At 50.5% G+C, this 20,205-nt stretch carries 12 protein-coding genes; 8 read left to right on the top strand and 4 right to left on the bottom strand.

Features of this window, described 5'->3' with window-relative positions; genetic code table 11:
* Positions 1–83: 83 nt before the first annotated feature.
* Positions 84–992 carry a hypothetical protein gene (locus K4H25_RS10895; RefSeq protein ID WP_221020535.1) on the bottom strand — a complete coding sequence of 303 codons (909 nt, stop codon included), beginning with the start codon at positions 990–992 and terminating at the stop codon, positions 84–86.
* Positions 993–1,180: 188 nt separating this feature from the next.
* Positions 1,181–1,972, bottom strand: coding sequence for a ParA family protein (locus K4H25_RS10890; protein ID WP_221020534.1), 792 nt, complete (start codon positions 1,970–1,972; stop codon positions 1,181–1,183).
* 205 nt (positions 1,973–2,177) lie between these two features.
* On the opposite strand from K4H25_RS10890, the gene K4H25_RS10885 reads away from it, so the two are divergent.
* Positions 2,178–4,493 (top strand): Tex family protein, encoded by a 2,316-nt coding sequence (locus K4H25_RS10885; RefSeq protein ID WP_221020533.1) that lies wholly within the window; start codon positions 2,178–2,180, stop codon positions 4,491–4,493.
* 370 nt (positions 4,494–4,863) lie between these two features.
* On the opposite strand, the gene K4H25_RS10880 is transcribed toward K4H25_RS10885, so the two are convergent.
* Positions 4,864–5,538, bottom strand: a complete 675-nt coding sequence (locus K4H25_RS10880; RefSeq protein WP_221020532.1) for a glycerophosphodiester phosphodiesterase — start codon at positions 5,536–5,538, stop codon at positions 4,864–4,866.
* 47 nt (positions 5,539–5,585) lie between these two features.
* Between K4H25_RS10880 and K4H25_RS10875 the strand changes: the two genes are divergently transcribed.
* The 6 genes from K4H25_RS10875 (at position 5,586) to ligA (ending at position 18,449) form a co-directional block, all read left to right on the top strand.
* Positions 5,586–7,778, top strand: coding sequence for a patatin-like phospholipase family protein (locus K4H25_RS10875; RefSeq protein ID WP_221020531.1), 2,193 nt, complete (start codon positions 5,586–5,588; stop codon positions 7,776–7,778).
* 141 nt (positions 7,779–7,919) lie between these two features.
* Positions 7,920–9,077: an iron-sulfur cluster carrier protein ApbC gene (apbC, locus tag K4H25_RS10870; RefSeq protein WP_221020530.1), complete on the top strand. Its 1,158-nt coding sequence runs from the start codon at positions 7,920–7,922 to the stop codon at positions 9,075–9,077.
* Positions 9,078–9,398: 321 nt separating this feature from the next.
* A complete protein-coding gene (locus tag K4H25_RS10865) occupies positions 9,399–10,721 on the top strand; it encodes a sodium-dependent transporter (RefSeq protein ID WP_221020529.1) in 1,323 nt (440 codons plus the stop codon).
* 170 nt (positions 10,722–10,891) lie between these two features.
* Positions 10,892–14,362 carry a chromosome segregation protein SMC gene (smc, locus tag K4H25_RS10860; RefSeq protein ID WP_221020528.1) on the top strand — a complete coding sequence of 1,157 codons (3,471 nt, stop codon included), beginning with the start codon at positions 10,892–10,894 and terminating at the stop codon, positions 14,360–14,362.
* Positions 14,363–14,449: 87 nt separating this feature from the next.
* On the top strand, positions 14,450–15,769 hold the full coding sequence (locus tag K4H25_RS10855; RefSeq protein ID WP_221020527.1) for a cell division protein ZipA C-terminal FtsZ-binding domain-containing protein: 1,320 nt from the start codon (positions 14,450–14,452) through the stop codon (positions 15,767–15,769).
* Positions 15,770–16,034: 265 nt separating this feature from the next.
* Positions 16,035–18,449 carry an NAD-dependent DNA ligase LigA gene (gene ligA, locus K4H25_RS10850; protein ID WP_221020526.1) on the top strand — a complete coding sequence of 805 codons (2,415 nt, stop codon included), beginning with the start codon at positions 16,035–16,037 and terminating at the stop codon, positions 18,447–18,449.
* Positions 18,450–18,607: 158 nt separating this feature from the next.
* Here ligA and K4H25_RS10845 read toward each other — a convergent pair whose 3' ends face one another.
* Entirely contained in the window at positions 18,608–18,850 is a 243-nt protein-coding gene (locus K4H25_RS10845) for a hypothetical protein (protein WP_221020525.1), read from the bottom strand.
* A gap of 189 nt (positions 18,851–19,039) precedes the next feature.
* Between K4H25_RS10845 and galU the strand changes: the two genes are divergently transcribed.
* On the top strand, positions 19,040–19,915 hold the full coding sequence (galU, locus tag K4H25_RS10840; protein WP_173534735.1) for a UTP--glucose-1-phosphate uridylyltransferase GalU: 876 nt from the start codon (positions 19,040–19,042) through the stop codon (positions 19,913–19,915).
* Positions 19,916–20,205 lie beyond the last annotated feature (290 nt).

Raw genomic sequence — 20,205 nt, 5'->3', positions numbered from 1 at the left:
TGGTGGTTGCTAAATAATTTGGTGCCAGTGTATTGCGTATTAATTAGATAGATTTCCCAAGAGAGTGGGTTGCCGCTAACTTCTCATTGGCTGTCTAGAGAATAAAATAAACCATTTCTAAATACGGTATTGGCAATGTCGGGATTAAATGTATGGTCATCAACATGCATACTAAAAGCATTGTAGTAACCGAGCATATTGCCCAGCGTGAGATGCCAGCCATCCCCCTCCCAAACATAGCTCGAGCCAATGGCTGCCGAGCCAATCCAAGCCGACGTGCCCAAATCGTTTGACCCAGTAAAGCGGGCCGATCCGGTGGCGCTAAGTGTCCAGTTGCTGTTGACTGGGTAGCGATAGCTTAATCCGAGGTTGGCGTCGTAGGATTTGCTGCCCTCGGCGTCGGTGTAGCCCAGCGGTGCGCTAACAATTAATTCGTGATTGGCTGCGCCTAAATTGTAGGCGTACGCCAACGGCAAGGTGATGCCGTCACTATTCATGGCTCTGACTTGTGCCGTGGCGCTCGACTGCATGTGTGTGTAATTGATGCCGACTGAAAATCGCTGCTCGTCGGGATTGGTGTTGCCGCCAAACCACAATGTTTGTGCGTCATGGCTGACGCCTCGGCTCATTAAGCTATTACTATTGCCGGCAATTAAATCAATCGGCGATAGTTCGAGCAAATGCGTGCTGGGTTCGCTGAGTAAGTTTGGCGTGCTATTGAGATATTTTAAAAATAGTGCCTGGCTTTGTTCTCTAGTGCGACCTTGAAAGGTTTTATTGAGTCCGGTGCTTGGAATGCTAAAAACCAGCTTACTGCCGCCATCGGGGTAAGCAATGGTGATGGGTAATCCGCGAAGGTTAAGCGTGCTGCTTACGGCTTCTTTGCCAGTGTAATTGCTAAATATGCTGCCAGGTTTGAGAGCTTGTTTATAAAACAAATTCACGCTTTGTTCGGCATCAGTATGGCGGCTAGATTGAGTCTGTCTGCCCATTGTAGCGCTAAGTTCAAAAGGAGCAGCATGCCCGTATGTGCTGAATGCGAGGGCAATTAAAGACAAAAATGGCTTGAAATTAGGCATGGTGCTTTCCGTTTGTCGCAGTCTCTTTTTTTGTAGATGTTGCGATTCGGAAAGCAAGAATTAAAAACAACAGTAAGCGTAAGAAAGCTTGACGTTAGTAACTATTCGTGGATGAACGGTAGGTCGCGTGATAAAGACAGTAGATTATTTTCAATTAATTCATCTAGCAGAAAGCTAAAGTCAGTTGCAGCGTCCGACGTTGGGGCGAAATCAAAGATATTGCTGCCACAACCCACTGCTGCAGCCAGTGCTTCTTGCTCGCGGATTCTGGTTTTAAGCACTTCACCGGGAAAGTGTTTGGTGAGTTGACCTGCAACGGTTTCAGCGGTGATTTGATTGGGAATATAGCGATTGAGTAGGTAGCGCCGAGGTGTTCTAGACTGAAATTTTTCCAAGCCATACAGCGTTTGCGAAAGTTGCATCGCGCCGTTCAGCGCCAAATATTCAGAGGCCACCGGAACAAGGATGATGTCAGCGGCAAATAGTGCCGAAAAAGCAACAACCCCCAACATTGGGGTGCAATCGATGATGATGGGTAAGCCACTGCCTGACAGCATTTCGGCGTGTAAGCCGAGCTTGAGCCGCCAAATGTTGTCGCGATGGCGGGCTACTTGCGCGTCGATTTTACCCAGTTCAAGGTGTGAGGAAATAAATTGAATGCCGCTAGGTAGCGGTGTGGCAAGATCAGATAGCGAACTTAATCCTTGGTAAAAACGATAAATGCTTTTACTGCTGGGGGTCTTGATGCCGTACATCGAAGTTAAATGCGCTTGGGGGTCAAGATCGATCAGTAAGGGTTCGACGCCGTTTTTGGCGATCGCAGCGGCTAAATTGGCGGCGATGGTGGTTTTACCCACGCCTCCTTTCATATTAAAGACGGCGATTACGGTCATTGAACGCATTCCTCATTGCAATGTCTCGGCGATGTTGTTGGGCTGACATGGGTGTTTTGTCAGCCTGTCATTCGTTGTCCACTTCGGAAATCGCATTCTACCTGAAGCGGCTTTCTGGCTGGTGATCGATTTGTCGGTGCAGTTGGGTAAAGCCATGCTTTACAATGTGGCACTTGATCCATTGCTTATGAATTAGGTTTTCTTGATGACATCAATATTTCAGCGTTTAGCGCAAGAATTGGCCTGCCGTGAGCCACAAGTTTTGGCAGCGGTCACTTTATTGGATGACGGCGCCACCGTGCCGTTTATTTCGCGCTATCGCAAAGAGCTCACTGGCGGCTTGGATGACACCCAGTTGCGCCGCTTAGAAGAGCGATTACGCTATTTGCGCGAACTGGAAGACCGTCGGGTGAGCGTCATCAATACCATTCGCGAGCAAGGACAACTTACGGCTGATTTAGAGCGGGTATTGCTCGCAGCCGATAATAAACAAACGCTTGAAGACTTATACCTGCCATTTAAACAAAAGCGTCGCACCAAGGCGCAAATCGCGCGCGAAGCGGGTTTAGCCCCGCTGGGCGAGGCATTGCGACTTAATCCTGCCTTGGTGCCTGAAACGGCGGCGCTGGATTTTGTGAATGCTGAGCAGGGCGTCAATGATGTGAAAGCCGCGCTCGATGGCGCGCGGGCAATTTTGCTCGAAACATGGAGCGAAAATGCCACACTGCTGGGCGCATTACGCCAGCATTTGCAGCAAGAAGGGCAACTCAAAACCAGCGTGATCGCTGGGCAAGAAAGCAACGGCGCAAAATTTAGCGATTATTTTGATTTTTCTGAGCGATTGATGGCGATGCCGTCGCATCGACTGTTGGCGATTTTGCGCGCGCGCAACGAAGGTATTTTGGCGATTCATTTATTACTGCCCGAAGAAATCGCCGCCGGTGGCCGCATGAGCGAAGCCAATCGCTGCGAAATGTTGATTGCGCAGCATGCTGGGATTGCAGCGCAAAATCGCGCAGCGGATAAATGGCTTAACGACTCAGTGCGTTTGGCGTGGCGGGCGAAAATCGCTTTGTCATTAGAAAACGAATTACTTAGCGCCGCTCGCGAACGGGCTGATTTGGAAGCAATTCGGGTGTTTGCTTTGAATTTAAAAGACCTGTTGCTGGCCGCACCCGCTGGTCCGCGCGCCACCTTGGGTTTGGATCCGGGTTTGCGCACTGGCGTTAAAGTGGCGGTGGTGGATGCCACTGGTAAATTTGTCGCGCACGAAACAATCTATCCGCATGAGCCCCGCCGGGATTGGGGCGGCTCGCTCGCCGTGCTGGAGCGCTTGTGTATTACCCATCAGATTGAATTGATTGCCATTGGTAACGGCACAGCCAGCCGTGAAACCGATAAATTGGCCACTGAGTTGATTGCTCGATTAGATGGGCGAAAGCCGGCGAAAATCGTCGTTTCAGAAGCGGGCGCTTCGGTGTATTCAGCGTCGGAATTGGCGGCGAAAGAGTTTCCAGATTTGGATGTGTCGATTCGTGGCGCGGTGTCCATTGCGCGGCGCTTGCAAGACCCATTGGCTGAATTGGTTAAAATTGATCCCAAAGCGATTGGCGTTGGCCAGTATCAGCATGATGTGAATCAGCATGAATTGGCGCGGATGCTCGACGCCGTGGTGGAGGATTGTGTGAATGCCGTTGGCGTAGATGTCAATATTGCCTCCGCGGCGCTACTGGCAAGGGTATCTGGCTTGAGCGCAACCATTGCCAATAACATCGTCATATACCGTGATAGTCATGGCGTATTTGCCAATCGCAAAGCTTTGCTTAAAGTGCCGCGTTTGGGTGACAAAGCGTTTGAATTGTCGGCTGGCTTTTTGCGGATTATGCAAGGTGATCAGCCTTTGGATGCTTCTGCGGTTCACCCCGAAGCGTATCCATTGGTTGAGAAAATCTTGGCGCGGGTGAGTAAAAATATTCGCCAGCTGATTGGCGATCGCAGCGTGTTGCAGCAGTTAGAGCCTGCGAGTTTAGTCGATGCGCATTTTGGTCTGCCAACGGTGAAAGACGTATTGCTTGAACTAGAAAAACCCGGGCGTGATCCGCGTCCTGAGTTTAAAACCGCAACGTTTGCCGATGGGGTTGAGCGCATCCAAGATTTAAAAGTCGATATGGTGCTCGAAGGTGTCATCAGCAATGTGACTAATTTTGGCGCTTTTGTCGATATTGGCGTGCATCAAGATGGTTTGGTGCATATCTCTTGTTTGGCTGGGCGGTTTGTGAAAGACCCGCGTGAGGTGGTCAAAGCGGGTGACGTGGTGAAGGTCAAAGTCACCGAAGTGGACGTACCGCGCAAACGGATTGCGCTGACGATGCGCTTAAATGACGCACCGCGCGAATCAGCCGCTACGCAAAGTGCGCCAGCGATGACTGCGCAGCAAAGAAAGGCCGCTCAAGCGCCTGCGCCGCAATTGGGGGCGATGGCCGATCAATTGGCAGCGTTAAAACTCAAGCATTCTCGCTAAGTTGGCTCGTTGCTCTGCGGCCGACTGATCGCCGCGCAGTAGCGACAACCAGCTGGGTTGTAATGGACTTACTTATTTCGATTCGACGCTGGCTCTGTCGTTCGCTGCGTAGCAGCGGTTTAGGAGTTGTTTTTGGTGTAGGCCGCACAGGACCGCAACGAGGCCTAGTTTGCTCTTGTCGGCATTCGGTGTGGTGCTCACAGGGGTGGGTGTTGCTGCGTAGGCGTGGGTAAGCATAAGCGTGTATGTATTAGGAAGACTTGTTACCTCTATCGACGCTTTTACCCACGGCTTGAGTGTGAATTGCGTAGAGGCTTGAAATATCGGTTTATTTTAGGGGTTTGATTCAGATGGCTTGTATGTGGTGTTTTTATTGCCAGCAAGGCCGGCTACCTAAGCCCACCCATTCGGGATAATCGGTGATGATGCCTTCTATGGCCAATTTACGACACCATTCATGCTCAATCTCATTGGCGGCGCCATAGACAAAGTGCGCAAATCCCAGTCGTCTGGCTTCGTCAATAAAACTCGGGTCCAAGATTTCAAAATCCCAGATCAAAGTTTTGATTTTGGGTGAGGCATTGCTAATCTCCAAGAGGGTATTCAGTGATAATGGGCGACTAGCAAAGAGCAGACCTAAATACGTATTGAGGGTATTTGCGGCTTCTTGAATCAGTGGGTGGTAAAATGAAGAAACGAGTATCGGGGTTTTATCTTGGACTTTGTTCAAAGTGCTCAAAATCGACGGTAAGCCTGCCGGTGTTTTAAGTTCAATATTCCAAAATGCATCGGGAAATGCGTCCAATGCTTCGCTTAAGCTTGGGACGATAAAGCCGGCTTGGTGCGATAATTCTTTTCGAGTCAGTGCGGCGACAGCTTGGCCGTGCGGGCTGAGCCGGTCGTGATACAAAATAGCCTCACCATCTAAAGACCAGCGCACATCGGTTTCAATGCCGGTAAAGCCCAGTGCGAGTGCACTAGCAAAAGCGGCGAGGGTGTTTTCTGGGTGCTGCCAGGTGCAACCACGATGTGCGAGTAAATGCATGATGCAGGCTTAGTGTGGGTGGAATGAATTTAAATTATAGGACAAAAATGACACGAAAATTGCGCTACCCCAGCCTCAAACAGGCGCTACTTTGCTGGTCTTTATTGATGTTGACCTCGCCAGTTTGGGCGGAACGACCACGGATAGGCTTGGTGCTAGGGGGCGGTGGTGCGCGGGGCTTTGCCCACGTGGGTGTGATTAAAGTCTTAGAGCAAAACCGCATTCCGGTTGATTGCGTGATTGGCACCAGTATTGGCTCATTGGTTGGTGCGGCATATGCAGCAGGGCGTAATCCTAACGAAATGCAAACGCGCATTGTGCGCGCCAATTGGGATGATTTGATTAGCTCAACCTTGCCGCGTCAGCTCAATACCTTTCGCCGCAAACAAGACGATTTATATTCATTGATCAATGTTGAATTTGGTTTGAGCGATGGCGGCGATATCAAGTTGCCTAGTGCGGCGATTAGCACCCAAAAAATTGAATTCTTCCTACGAGATTTAACCTTTGCTGGCACGGTCAAAGATTTTGATCAGCTGGCTATTCCTTATCGTGCCATTGCCACTGATATGGAAGACGGCAGTATGGTGGTGCAAGACAGTGGCGATTTGGTTACGGCTATGCGTGCCAGTATGGCGGTGCCAGGGATATTTCCTGCGGTGAATACCGAAAACCGTATGCTGGTCGATGGCGGTTTGGTGCGTAATTTGCCCGTCGATGTGGCGCGTGATACGTGTGCTGACGTGGTGATTGCGGTCGATGTTGGCTCACCGCCCTTAAAGCGCGATCAAATTAAAGACGTGTTTAGCGTGGCCGACCAATATACCCGCTTGATGATGATTCAAAACGTTGCGCCACAATTAAAAAGCTTAAGCGATAAAGACGTGCTGATTACGCCAGAGTTTGGCGATATTTCGGCCAGTGATTTTAAAAAAGGCGTTGAACTCATTGACGCCGGTGAAGTGGCGGCCAATCGAGTATTAACGCAATTGCAGCGGTATTCGGTAAAGCCTGAAGAATATGCCGCATGGCAGGCGCAAAGAACTGAATTGCGTTTGCAGCCCAAACCCGTGCAAAAAATTGAGGTAGCACCGACTAATGTGGTCAATCCCGAGGTGCTTAAAAATGCACTTAATATTGATATCAACCAGCCCTTGGCATCCAATGAATTTCATGATCATTTAATGCAAGTGTATGCCAAGGGTGATCATAGCCAATTAGACTATGAATTACGCCAAACCGGTGATGGTGAAGCGGTGTCTATTTTGCCAATTGAGAAAAGCTGGGGGCCTAATTATCTGAAGTTTGGTTTAAGTTTTGCTACTGATTTTAGCGGCTCGCAGCCATGGAATATTAGCGCGCAATATCGCCGTACCTGGCTTAATGATTTGGGCGCTGAATGGAAAACCACCGCGCAAATTGGTAGTTCGAGCATGATTAATACCGAGTTTTATCAACCCTTGCTACTCAATGAAGCGATGTTTTTATCAACGTATTACCGCTATTTTACTGGGCCACTCTCGATTTGGCAGGGAGACCAGCAATTAGCCGAATATGAATACAATAAATCATCGGTGGGTTTTGATTTTGGTTCAGTATTATCAACGCATACTGAATTAAGAATCGGCCCAGTATTTAATGAATATAGTGGCAAACGCTCGGTGGGGTCGTTTGTATTTCCCGAATCGTCCAATTATGACTACGGCATTCGATTTAATGCTTTTTATGATAATTTAGATCATTATTTCTTCCCCAAAAATGGCAGCTACTTTAATGCCTATGGCTATTATGCTTTGGGGGTTGGGAAGCAGCAGGAAAACTATGCGCGCTATGGTTTTGTTTATCGCAAAGCCGTGCCGGTTGATAATGATGCGATTCATTTTACCCTCAAAGCACAAAGCACTTATGGTGATCAACCACCATTTGCCGATGTGAAATGGCTAGGTGGGTTTTTGAATTTATCCAGTTACAACTACCAAGAATTAGTCGGTGAGCGCTTTGTCTACGGCTCATTGCAATACCTACATGCCACGTCATTTTTGTCCGGTAGCTATATCGGCAGTGCTTTAGAAGTGGGCGGGGTGTTTGATACGTTTGATCAGCGCGTTGACGATGTGCTGCATTATTCCGCTTCGGTTTATCTGGCATACGATAGCTTTTTAGGGCCATTGTATTTTGGTGCGGCGTATGGCGATAATCGTCAGGCGCGGTTTTATATGATGCTCGGCAAGCAATTTTAATCGCTAGGGTCTGTTGGCGATTGGCAAACCAAACGTCAACCGACCCTAGTCTGTGCACATGATGGCTTGAAAAACGGCAGTTAAACCACATCTTTGATGGGCCATCGGCCGTTTGCCCTTGGTCTTATCTTGAGATCTAAAATGACATTGTTTGATCGATTGCTCGGCCGCACGGCCGCAGCGCCTAGCCAAGGAAATCCTGTTGTGAGTGAAGCAAATCTTGAAGTTTTACGCCAAACGCTGGCCACACTAATCGATCCGGATACCGGCAAAGATTATATCGCCAGTAAATGCGTTAAAAACTTGCAATGGCAGGCGGGTGTCGTCAGCTTGGACTTGGTATTGGGTTATCCAGCGCAAAGTCAGTTTGCGGCGCGGCAAGCGCAAATTAGCGCCGCATTATTGCAATTGGACGGCGTTGACTCGGTGACTGTGAACGTGAGTAGCGTCATTACCGCGCATGCGGTGGCGCGCGGCGTGCCCTTGCAGCAAGGGATTAAAAACATTATTGCCGTGGCTTCTGGTAAAGGCGGCGTGGGTAAATCGACTACGGCAGTCAATTTAGCGCTGGCGCTGGCGGCCGAAGGCGCGCGAGTGGGCGTGTTGGACGCCGACATTTATGGCCCAAGCTTGCCAACGATGATGGGCGTAGCTGATCAACATCCAGAAACCATCGACAATAAATACATTCAGCCGATTTTGCATTACGGCGTACAAACGATGTCGATTGGCTTTTTGATTGACCCAGAGCAGCCCATGGTGTGGCGCGGCCCGATGGTGACACAAGCGTTAACGCAGTTACTTAATGATACCCGATGGGATGCTTTGGATTATTTGGTCATCGATTTGCCGCCAGGCACCGGCGACATTCAACTCACGCTGTCGCAAAAAGTGCCGGTAACCGGTGCGGTGATTGTGACTACGCCGCAAGACATTGCTTTGCTCGATGCGCGCAAAGGCTTAAAAATGTTTGAGAAAGTCGGTGTGCCAATTTTGGGCGTAGTGGAAAATATGAGTATGCATATTTGCAGCCAGTGCGGCCATATGGAGGCGATTTTTGGCGAAGGCGGCGGCCAAAAAATGGGTGCTGAATACGGCATCGATTTATTGGGTCAATTGCCTTTGGATTTGTCGATTCGTTTGAATGCCGATGCCGGTCGCCCTAGCGTGGTGGCTGATCCAGAGGGCGAAGTGGCCGGTTTGTATAAGGCGATCGCGCGTAAAGTAGCGGTCAAAATCGCGGCGAAATCGCAGGATTTTTCCAGTAAGTTTCCGAAGATTGTGATTCAAAATACCTAAATCATAGCGCAGTGTTTGGTGTACAAACCTAGGCTAGTCCTTAATGCCGTTCACTTAAGCCAAGTGAGCGGCATTTTTTTCTCGATTTCATTACGGGTGTCGTTTTTGACGCAAAGGTGCAGAGAAAATCAATCGAAAACCCCTGAATTTCCTCCGCGCCTCTGCGCCTCTGCGTCAGGTTTTCAGGGTATTTCAGGCAAGTCCTGGGTTTTTTATTCTGCTGCTAGCGTAGTGGCTTGGATCTGTAAAGTGGACGTTTTACGACTAGGCGAGCTCTAGCAATTATGACAATGTAGCGCGGATAATTAAATGGAGCGGGCAATGGCAAGAAGTGAATGGGGTTCAAAAATCGGTTTTATTCTTGCTGCATCAGGTTCAGCGGTCGGTTTGGGCGCGATTTGGAAGTTTCCTTACGTGGCTGGGCAAAATGGCGGCGGGGCATTTTTATTGGTGTATTTGGCGATTACTTTTTCGATCGGCATTGCGATGCTATTGGCTGAAATGGTCATCGGCCGCGCCGCAGGGCTGTCAGCAGTGGGTGCGTTTCGGACTTTAGCTGGACCCGCTTGGGCTTGGGTTGGTCGGATGGGCTTGTTGTGTATTTTTACGATTTTTTCTTTTTATAGTGTGATCGGTGGCTGGACCTTGATGTATATCGGCGAAGCCCTTTCTGGTGCTGCGCTGGCGAAAGATACTGCTTTTCTGGGCCAGCACTTTACGGCTTTGATATCCGATCCAGTGAATTCAATCGCGTATTTAATCGCCTTTGTCGGCCTTACCGCAGCGATTGTGGTCGGTGGCGTGCAAAAAGGCATTGAATCGGTCAGTAAGGTGTTGATGCCTTTATTGTTTGTGTTAATGCTGGTGCTGATTGCTCGAGCGCTGACTTTACCCGGTGCAATGGAAGGCGTGATGTGGTTTGTTACGCCCGATTGGAGCAAGGTCAATGACAGTATGTTTATTGATGCTTTGGGATTGGCGTGTTTTTCTTTGTCGGTTGGCTGCGGAACGATGATTGCCTACGGTTCGTATTTGGGGCGCGATATTCAGCTCGGCAATGCAGCAGTCTGGGTGGCCGCACTTGCAGTGGTGGCGTGTTTATTGGCCGGTTTGATGGTGTTGCCGGCGGTATTTGCTTTTGGCATGGACCCTGCTGCGGGGCCTGGTTTGACGTTTATTACCATGCCAGCGGTGTTTGCCAGCATGCCGGGCGGGCAGTTTTTTGCCGTGGCTTTTTTCTGCTTATTACTGGTTGCGGCACTGACGTCGTCGATTTCAATGCTTGAGCCGATTGTGAGTTTTTTGATTGATGAATTTCATTGGTCACGCAAAACGGCAGTGATTGTCAGCCTGTGTGCGGTGATTTTGGCGGCGATTCCGGCGGCTTTGTCATTCGGGGTTTGGTCTGATGCTAAATTATTTAATCGCACCACGTTTGAATTGATGGATTATCTGGCATCCAATTTATTGTTGCCTTTGGGCGGTATGGCCAGTGCGATTTGTGTCGGTTGGGTGATTTGGCAGCGCAGTAGTGCCGAGATTACGCAGCAGGGCGCACGTGCAGCGTGGTTGCCGGTATTTCGCTTAACCAGCGCCGTGGTGGCACCTGCTTTGATTGCTTGGGTGTTTGTAAAGGGTTTGTAAACGCGAAGATTACTGGATGTGTGGTTTTTCATTTCGCCCCAACCTGTGTTGGGGCGTTTTGTTATGGGGAGCTTGGGCGGTTTTGTGATTTGTTTTGATGGATTGGATCTTTTACCTCAGCCATGGGATGGCTGAGGTAAAATGCGCCCATTCTGTTGTTTGAAGCTATCGTGCGCCTGACTCATATTAAATTATCTGGTTTTAAGTCCTTCGTTGATCCAACGGCAATCCCTGTTCCGGGGCAGTTGGTGGCGGTGTGTGGGCCCAATGGGTGCGGCAAATCCAATGTGATTGATGCCGTGCGCTGGGTGTTGGGCGAATCGTCCGCCAAGCAATTGCGCGGCGAATCGATGCAAGACGTGATTTTTAATGGCTCGACCACGCGTAAGGCAGTCAGTCGGGCGGCGGTGGAGTTGGTGTTTGATAATAGTGCCGGCCTGCTTACGGGGGCTTGGCAAGCGTATGCCGAAATCAGCATTAAGCGGGTACTGACTCGGCAAGGCGATTCATCGTATTTTATTAATCAGCAAGCGGTGCGCCGCCGCGATATTACCGAGCTTTTTATGGGCACCGGTGTGGGGAAGTCCGGTTACGCCATTATTGAGCAAGGAATGATTAACCGCATTATCGAGGCCAAGCCCGATGAATTGCGGCAATATCTAGAAGAAGCAGCCGGCGTTTCTAAATACAAAGAACGGCGCCGCGAGACCGAAAGTCGCATCGCCGACACGCGAGACAATTTAGCGCGGGTGGCCGATATTCAACTCGAGTTGCAACGGCAAATCGACACCTTGAGCCGCCAAGCTGGCGTTGCTCAGCAATATCAAACTTTAAGTCAACAAATATCGCAAGCGGAGCAACTGCAAGCTTTGCAAAGAAAAATCGACGCAGCGGTGGCAGCTGACGCCGCGCACTTGGCTTTGCTACAAGCGCAAACGCAATTAGAAGCCGCATTGGCGCAGGTGACTGCCGCTGAGGCGCAACTTGAATGCTTGCGTGAAAGTCATTTTATTGCCAGCGATGTATTGCAAGCGGCGCAGGCGGACCTATATGCCGCCAATGCCGAAGTGGCGCGAATCGAGCAAACCTTGCTGCATTTAAAGCAAAGTCGCGAGCGCTTGGCGCAGCAAATTGCGCAGTGCGAGCGTGATGAGCAAGCGCAGCAGCAATCGGCCAGCGATATTCAATCGGCTTTATTGCAATGCACTGATCAGCAAGAGGATTTGCAACTGGCATCTGAAGCTGCAGCTATGGCCTTGGCCGAGGCTAGTTTAAGCTTGCCAGATCAAGAGCAAGAGCGGCATTACGCCGAGCAAACGTGGCAAGCGCTTAAAGAGCAACTATCGGCGGAGCACAGCGCCCAGCAATTGCAGCTGCAAGAGCGGCAATTTGTACAGCGCCAGATTGGCCAGCTCAATACCCAACAGCAGCAGCTGCAAGCTGAATTAAATCAGTTGGCGCCGGTAGCGGTGACTGAAGATTTGCCCGAGCAAATTGACGAATATCGCTACCAGCTGGCCGAATTAGAATTAACCTTGGCCGAACAAGCCCAGTCGCGCTTGGCATTGGATGCAGAGTTGGCGCAGCAGCACAGTACGGCACAGCAGTTGCAAGACGATGTCACGCAACTGGCCGCCCGCGAGCAGGCTTTGCGTGAAGTGTTAACCGTCGCCACTAGCGCGGCGTTGTCGCCGTGGTTGGCGCAAAGTCAGTTGCAAGACGCGCCGCAGTTAAGTGAATTATTGCGAGTGGCTGCCGGTTGGGAGCTGGCCGTTGAAGCGGTATTGGGGCAAAAAATGCAAGGGATCTTAGGTGACGTTGATTGCGCGCCGCCAAGTGCCTTGTTTGTATTGAGCCCAGCGCCAGTGACGGGGCCAGTTCATCCGCAGAGTCTGTGGCAACATGTGGCAAACAGTGACGCGCGTTTGCATGCGGGCTTGCAAGCGCTGCTAGGTACGGTGCTGTGCGTTGAGCATACGGCGCAACTTTGGACGCAGCAATCAGACATTCCAGAAGGGTATAGCTGGGTGTCGATTGATGGCCATATCGCCACCCGATATACCCTTGATTTTTTTGCTGGTCAGTCGGCGGACGCAGGACGTTTGGCGCGGCAAGCTGAATTACGCAAAGTGTCCGCAGCGCTCGATACGGCGCAGCAAGCACAGCAAAACCATGCGCCGATATTGGCGCAAACGCAGCTTGAACATGCCGCCTTATTGCAAGCTCAACAGCAAAGCCAAGCGCAATACGCGCAACGCGCCCAAACCTTACCCGCATTAGAAAGTGAATGGCGTCGTCAGCAAGAACAGCAGGCGCAGCGGCAATTACGCCTTGATCACGTGCAACAAACTTTGGCGCAAATCAGCCAACAATTAAGCGAAGAAAATGTCCAGTCGGTAGCGCTAGATGCTGAGCTCGAACGCCTTGCCGCGTCTTTATTGCAATTGCAAACGCAAGAGCAGCAAGCCCGTGCGAGTAAGGAAGGATTTCAGGCGTCACAAAGCCAGCATAGTTTGCAGCTGCGTGAGCTAGAGCGCTCGGCACAAAGTGCGCAATTTGCCGTGGTGAATATGGCGCAGCAGATCCGTGGTTTGCAGCAGCGCCAAATCGACCTTGATCGACAGCGTGAGCAGCAAAATCAGCGTAAACAGGCACTAGAGCAAGAGGCGCAAACCCTTCAGGTTGATGAGATTGACGCACAATTTCAAGTCTTGCTCGCGCGGCGCGCAGCGCAAGAACAGGTATTAACACAGGCCAAAGAAGCACTCAATCAGCATGCGACGACCTTGCGTGAGCAAGAATCAATCAAGCAAATTGCCGAAAAAGCTGCCGCCACGCAGCGCGATGCCTTGGAGCAGATGCGCTTAACTGAGCAAGAAACCCGACTTAATTTGGCGCGCTATGCCGATGAAATGCAGGCTTTGGCGGTGGATGAAGCGGCGCTGCAACCATTATTGGGACGTAGCGTCAAAGCTTACGCGGCAGAAATTACTCGATTGAATGGACAATTGAGTCAGTTGGGCCCGGTGAATTTGGCAGCGATGCAAGAATTGGCCGCTAATGAAGAGCGGCAAAGCTATTTGGCCGAGCAGTCCAGTGATTTGGAGCAAGCAATGGCCACACTGAGCGCGGCGATTACTCGGATTGATAAAGAAACCCGCAGTCTATTGCAGTCGACTTACGACAGTGTGAATGCCAATTTACAAGAGTTATTCCCTGCGCTATTTGGTGGTGGTCATGCTGAGTTAACGTTGACAGGGGGTGAAATATTAGATTCGGGCATGAGTTTGATGGCGCAGCCACCGGGTAAGAAAAATGCAACCATTCACTTGTTGTCAGGTGGTGAAAAAGCACTGACAGCATTAAGTCTGGTATTCTCTCTATTCAAGCTCAATCCAGCGCCTTTTTGCCTATTAGATGAGGTCGATGCACCGCTGGATGATGCCAATACGCTACGTTTTTGCGAATTAGTGAAAAAAATGGCACTGCACACGCAATTTTTGTACATTAGCCACAATAAATTAACCATGGAAATGGCGCAGCAATTGGTCGGCGTGACGATGCAAGAGCAAGGGGTGTCGCGGATTGTGGCGGTAGATATTGAAGCTGCGCTAAAAATGCGTGAGCCTGAGTTCAATTAAGAGAAAGCGCCTCATCCCTGGGTAGTGGGTGCAAAATATAATTAACGCGTAAATTAATTACGCCTAAGTTGAGACCTAAATAAAACAATGACTGAGTTGCAGATTTATTCCTTAGTCGGTGCCGGTGGGATTGTCGCCGCAGTGTATGGATTTAATTGGTGGCAAGAATACCGCTTTCGCCAGCAAGCGAATAAGGCGTTTGCGCGCAATCAGCCCGATGTATTGCTCAATACGCCCAAAAATATGGTGCGTAAAGGCGATGGGCAGCGTCTTGAACCGATTTTAGAGCCAACGCCGGTCGCGGAATCCGCGCCACTTTACGATGAAAATCGCTTGGATCAGGCCGAATACGATGTGCCCGATTTAAGTGAAGCGCAATTGAGCGATGCGCAGTTGAGTAATACGAGCAAATCGACGTTAAGCGACGATATGCCCGATGACATTCCTGAAATGCCGCCAGCCTATCGCTCGATGTATACGCCGCCAGCGCCAGTAGAACCTATCGCGCCAGCTTATACTGAGCCGACTTTTTCTGCGCCACCACCGCTTGCACCTGTTGCGCCAGTAGTCGCTGCCGTACCGACACTGCAGCAAGAAGTCGTCGATGAAGTGGTATTGGCCGGCAGTTTGCTTGATCCAGCGTTAGATTTTATTGCCGAAGTGCATGCGCCTGATGCGATCTCTGCTTCTGAAGTGCCGCCGTTTCCAGCGAATAAGCGGATTCAGGTTTTGGGTTTAAACCAAAACAAGCAATGGGAAATGCTTAATAGCACCACGCGAGGCCGCTTTAAAGAATTGCGCATTGGCTTACAAATGGCCGATCGGCAAGGCGCTTTAAGCCAAGAGTCGCTGAATGCGTTTTGTATGGGTGTGCAGCAGTTTGCTGATGCACTGGATGCTTCGGTAACCTTTCCGCAGCGCGCTGCCAAGCTTAATTTGGCGGCAGAGCTGGACGAATTTTGTGCTTCGGTCGATGTATTGATTGGCTTAAATATTCCTGCTGGTAGCCGACCATTGCCGATGGAAAAGGTGCGTATTTTGGCTGAGCAAGCCGGCTTGGTGCGCAATCATGCCGATGGCACGTTCCAGTATCGTAGTGATTCAGGCAAAACCTTGTTTGTTTTAGCCAACCAAGACCAAACGCCGTTGATGTCGACTTCGCAAGGTTTAACCTTGCTATTTGACGTGCCGCGCGTAGCGGGTGGTTTGGCGGTGTTTGATTATCTGGCCGATTTTGCGCAAAACTTGGCGATGGCCTTGCATTGCGATTTGGTCGATGACAATCAAAAACCACTCAATGCTGCGAGTTTAGCCAATATCCGTAAGCAACTGAGCGGCCTGTATGCCAGCATGGATGATCGCGGTATTGCTCCCGGCTCAATGGCGGCATTGCGCTTGTTTGCCTAGGGGCTGGGCGCTTTTCGCGGTGACTCTGCGTTGTAGCAAGCTCACATAGAATGACTATGTATCGCTTACTACGCCTTGATACGCCGCGAAAATCGCTCCAGCGCGGCGGGAAGCCAAGCGTCAACAGACCCTAGATGGTTAAGATAGGCCACGCTGTTGGCCTTACCGATTTATTTAGATTTAGTTTTGAGTGGTATAGAGTGAATAGCGCCGCTTCGGTTGAAGCGGCGTTTGCTATTGAAGTCCCTAATTTGGAAATTGAATCATGCTTGAAACTGCACAGCGCGCCGAGCAATTGCGCGAAGAACTCAACCGGTATGCGTATGAATACTATGTGCTCGATCAGCCAACGGTGCCGGATGCCGAGTACGACCGTTTGTTTCAGGCTTTGCAGGCGCTAGAAGTCGCGCATCCTGAATTAAAAACCGCCGACTCACCCACGCAGCGCGTTGGTGGCGCAATCTTGCCGCAGTTTTTGCCGGTAACGCATGTGATACCGATGCTGTCGATTCGCACCGAAACCGATGTCACGGCGCAAGGCGCGTTGGCGTTTGACGCCAGTGTGCGTAAAGAGTTGGATTTAGGGGCGAGTGCACCCGAAATTGAATACGCTGCTGAATTAAAGTTTGACGGTTTGGCGATTAGTTTGCGCTATGAAGACGGCGTTTTGGTGCAGGCCGCAACCCGTGGCGACGGCGCAACGGGTGAGGATGTGACGCAAAATATTCGCACGATTAAGCAAATCCCATTGCGCCTGCGCGCCAGTCAAGGCGTAGAGGCTGCACCGCACTGGCCCAAAGTGCTCGAAGTGCGCGGCGAAGTGTATATGCGGCGCGATGATTTTGAAAAACTCAATGCGCGCCAGCGCGAGTTGGGCGAAAAAACCTTTGTTAATCCACGCAATACCGCCGCCGGTGCGGTGCGCCAGTTAGACCCTAAAATTGCCGCCGAGCGGCCTTTATCGTTTTATGGGTATGGGCTGGGGGCGATTGAGGGCTGGGATCTGCAGCCTAATACCCATAGTGGGGTGCTGGATGCTTTGGCGGAATTTGGCTTTCCGGTGTGCGAGATTCGTGAAGTAGTGCAAGGCGGCCAAGGTTTGGTGGTCTACCATCAGCGCGTAGCGCAACTGCGCGACACGCTGCCGTTTGATATCGACGGTGTGGTTTACAAAGTCAATTCATTAGCGCTGCAGCGCCAGCTGGGCTTTCGCACCCGCGAGCCACGTTGGGCGGTGGCGCATAAATACCCAGCGCAAGAAGCGCTCACCGTCGTCGAAGCGATTGATGTGCAAGTGGGCCGTACTGGCGCTTTAACGCCAGTAGCGCGCTTGGCACCGGTGTTTGTTGGCGGTGTCACCGTCACCAATGCCACGCTGCACAATCAAGATGAAATCGATCGCAAAGACGTTCGCATCGGTGACACTGTCATCGTGCGCCGTGCCGGTGATGTAATTCCAGAGGTGGTGTCGGTGGTGATCGATCGCCGACCGATGGTCGAGGTATCTGGCACTGATTTATTTGATAGAGAGCTTGCAGCACAATACCCCGCCTATCGACTGCCCGAGCAATGCCCGGTTTGTGGTTCACACGCGGTGCGCGAAGAAGGCGAGGCGGTTACGCGCTGCACTGGCGGGCTGATTTGTGCGGCACAGCGTAAAGAAGCGGTACGGCATTTTGCTTCGCGTCGCATGATGGATATCGACGGTCTTGGCGAGCGGTATATCGATAATTTGGTGGATTTGGGTTATGTCACGAGCTTAGCCGATTTGTATCGTTTAACGCTGGACGACTTTTTGGCGATGAAGCGCCGCGCCGATGAGCGCGATGGCGTAACGCCAGAAAGCGTTAAAGCTGGGCAAGTCACCAGTAAGTGGGCCGAGAATTTATTGGCAGGGATAGAAGCCAGTAAGCGCCCGCCGTTGGCGCGATTTATTTTTGCGCTGGGTATTCGCCATGTGGGTGAGTCCACCGCCAAAACGCTGGCCGATTGGTTGGGTAGCCTAGCGCGAATTCGCCATGCTCCTGCGCCTTTGCTGCGCGTATTGCCCGATATTGGCAGCACAGTGGCTGCTGCATTGGCCGAATTTTTGACCGAGCCGCATAACCAGCAAGTGATTGATGACTTTTTGGCTTTGGGGGTCGCGCCGCAGGGCGAGCATGCACCGCATCCAGCTTTGCGCGAAAAACTCACGCCTGGTGCAATGTTGGCGGCATTGGAAATTCCTAAATTAACCGCAGCGCGCTGTAATGCGCTGGCTCGATCGTTCACCAACTTGGCCGATTTGCACGGATTTAGCCTTGGTCGATTGCAAGACGCAGGCCTGCCGCTGGATCTGGCCCAGTCTTTATTGGCTTGGCTGGCAACGCCTGCGGCGCAAGTGTTGGCACAGCTCGATACCGTGCGTGCCGAATTATTGGCTGCGCTGCCTGCGGCGGATGCCGTGACGCAAGGCGTGTTAAGCGGAAAAACGCTGGTGCTTACCGGCACATTGCCGACATTAAGTCGCGATGAAGCTAAAGCGATGGTTGAAGCTGCTGGTGGCAAAGTCTCGGGTAGTGTCTCGAAAAAAACCGACTATGTCGTAGCAGGTGAAGCGGCGGGAAGTAAATTGCAAAAGGCTGAGGAATTGGGCGTGGCGGTGTTGAGTGAGGCCGATTTGATTGAGATGTTGAGCTAGGGTATCTGCTGGTAGCTGTTTTTTGGATAAGACTGCAATGAGATACCTATGGATGTTTGGTGATGTTCAGACCGTGGATTGAGGCTCTGCTGGCTGAGCTGGCGCTAAAAAATCGGTTTAAGTGCGCCGAGTGAGTCAGAGGCAGCCTGAAGATGTCTCTAATTCAGACGCGCTGCGTAGGAGCGGGCTTGCCCGCGAAGGTTTTTCTTATTTAGCGCGCAGGGCGAGCCCGCTACTCCAAATTCCATGCTTGTATCGGTTTCTAAAGCAAAAATTCGATCAGTAACAGGTTTGTCATCGCTCTCACTACAATCAGCAAGCGCATGTACATTTTGTTTAATAAAATAAACAAATTTTAAGTCTAGGTAAGTGTTGACTTTGCTGTTTAAATGTTTAAACATAACGGCATGCGTAAGTCTGATGCTCTACAATTATTTGGTTCACAAACCCGTCTCGCCGAAGCCTTGGGCTTGGGGCGTTCTGCGGTTTCGCAGTGGCCGGATGAACTCAATCAAAAACAATCCGATCAAGTGATGGGTGCTGCTTTGCGCCTAGGCTTGATCGCGTCACCTGTTCAACAAGGAAGTTCCATGCAAAAAATCCGCAAAGCCGTATTCCCTGTCGCCGGCATGGGTACGCGTTTCTTGCCAGCTACTAAGGCTAGCCCCAAAGAAATGATGTCAATCGTTGATAAACCGCTGATTCAATACGCGGTAGAAGAGGCGTTGGCTGCGGGCATTACCGAAATGATTTTTATCACGGGTCGACATAAACGCAGTATTGAAGACCACTTTGACAAAGCCGGTGAACTAGAGGCGGATTTAGAGGCTAAGCAAAAAACCAAATTGCTCGAAATCTTGCGCGGAATTATTCCTAAATCAGTGACGTGTATTTATATTCGCCAGCCCGAAGCCTTGGGTTTGGGGCATGCGGTATTGTGCGCCAAGCCAGTGGTGGGTGATGAGCCGTTCGCGGTGATTTTGGCCGACGATTTGATCGACGGCAATGGCGTCTCAGAAATGAAGCGCATGGTCGACGTATTTGACGATACCCATTGCTCGGTACTCGGGGTTGAAAAAGTAGCGATGGAAGAAACCGGCAGCTACGGCATTGTTGAAGTGTCTGAGCACGCTGGTCGCTTGCGCATTGGCAATATCGTTGAAAAACCAAAACCGGAAGAAGCACCCTCAAATTTGGCCGTTGTTGGCCGATATATCCTTACCCCGCGGATTTTTCATCACTTGCAGCACGTGCAGCCGGGTAAAGGTGGTGAAATCCAGCTCACCGACGGCATTTTTGCCTTAATGCAAGAGCAACACATCCTCGCCCATAAACTCGAAGGCACCCGCTACGACTGCGGCAGCAAAATCGGCTTCTTGAAAGCCACAGTTGAGTTGGGTATGAAACACCACGAAGTGGGGGAGGAATTTACGGCGTATTTGAAAGATTTTTGCCAAGCAAAGTAAATGTGAGTAATGAATGAAACAAAAGGGTGCTACTTCTGGTAGCACCCTTTTAATTTATTTAAGATGTACTTCTACCATAAATATTATTTTTGATCGAAAATAGGTTGTTGCTGCTTAATGGAATAGGGTTGATTAACTTATTAATACATCTAGGTAGCCAAGTTATGTACTCTCTTTGCTGTAAGCATTTCTTGTTTATGGGCATTATGGGCTGGCGTAAGTATGTAGGATAAATGATTTTTTAATATTCCTATGCCTCTCTAAAACATTTAAATTTTAGTGTTTTTTAT

The organism is Deefgea piscis, assembly GCF_019665785.1.
Lineage (GTDB): Bacteria > Pseudomonadota > Gammaproteobacteria > Burkholderiales > Chitinibacteraceae > Deefgea.
The sequence above is the reverse complement of the archived record's forward strand: the minus strand, read 5'-3'. Positions and strand labels throughout refer to the sequence as shown.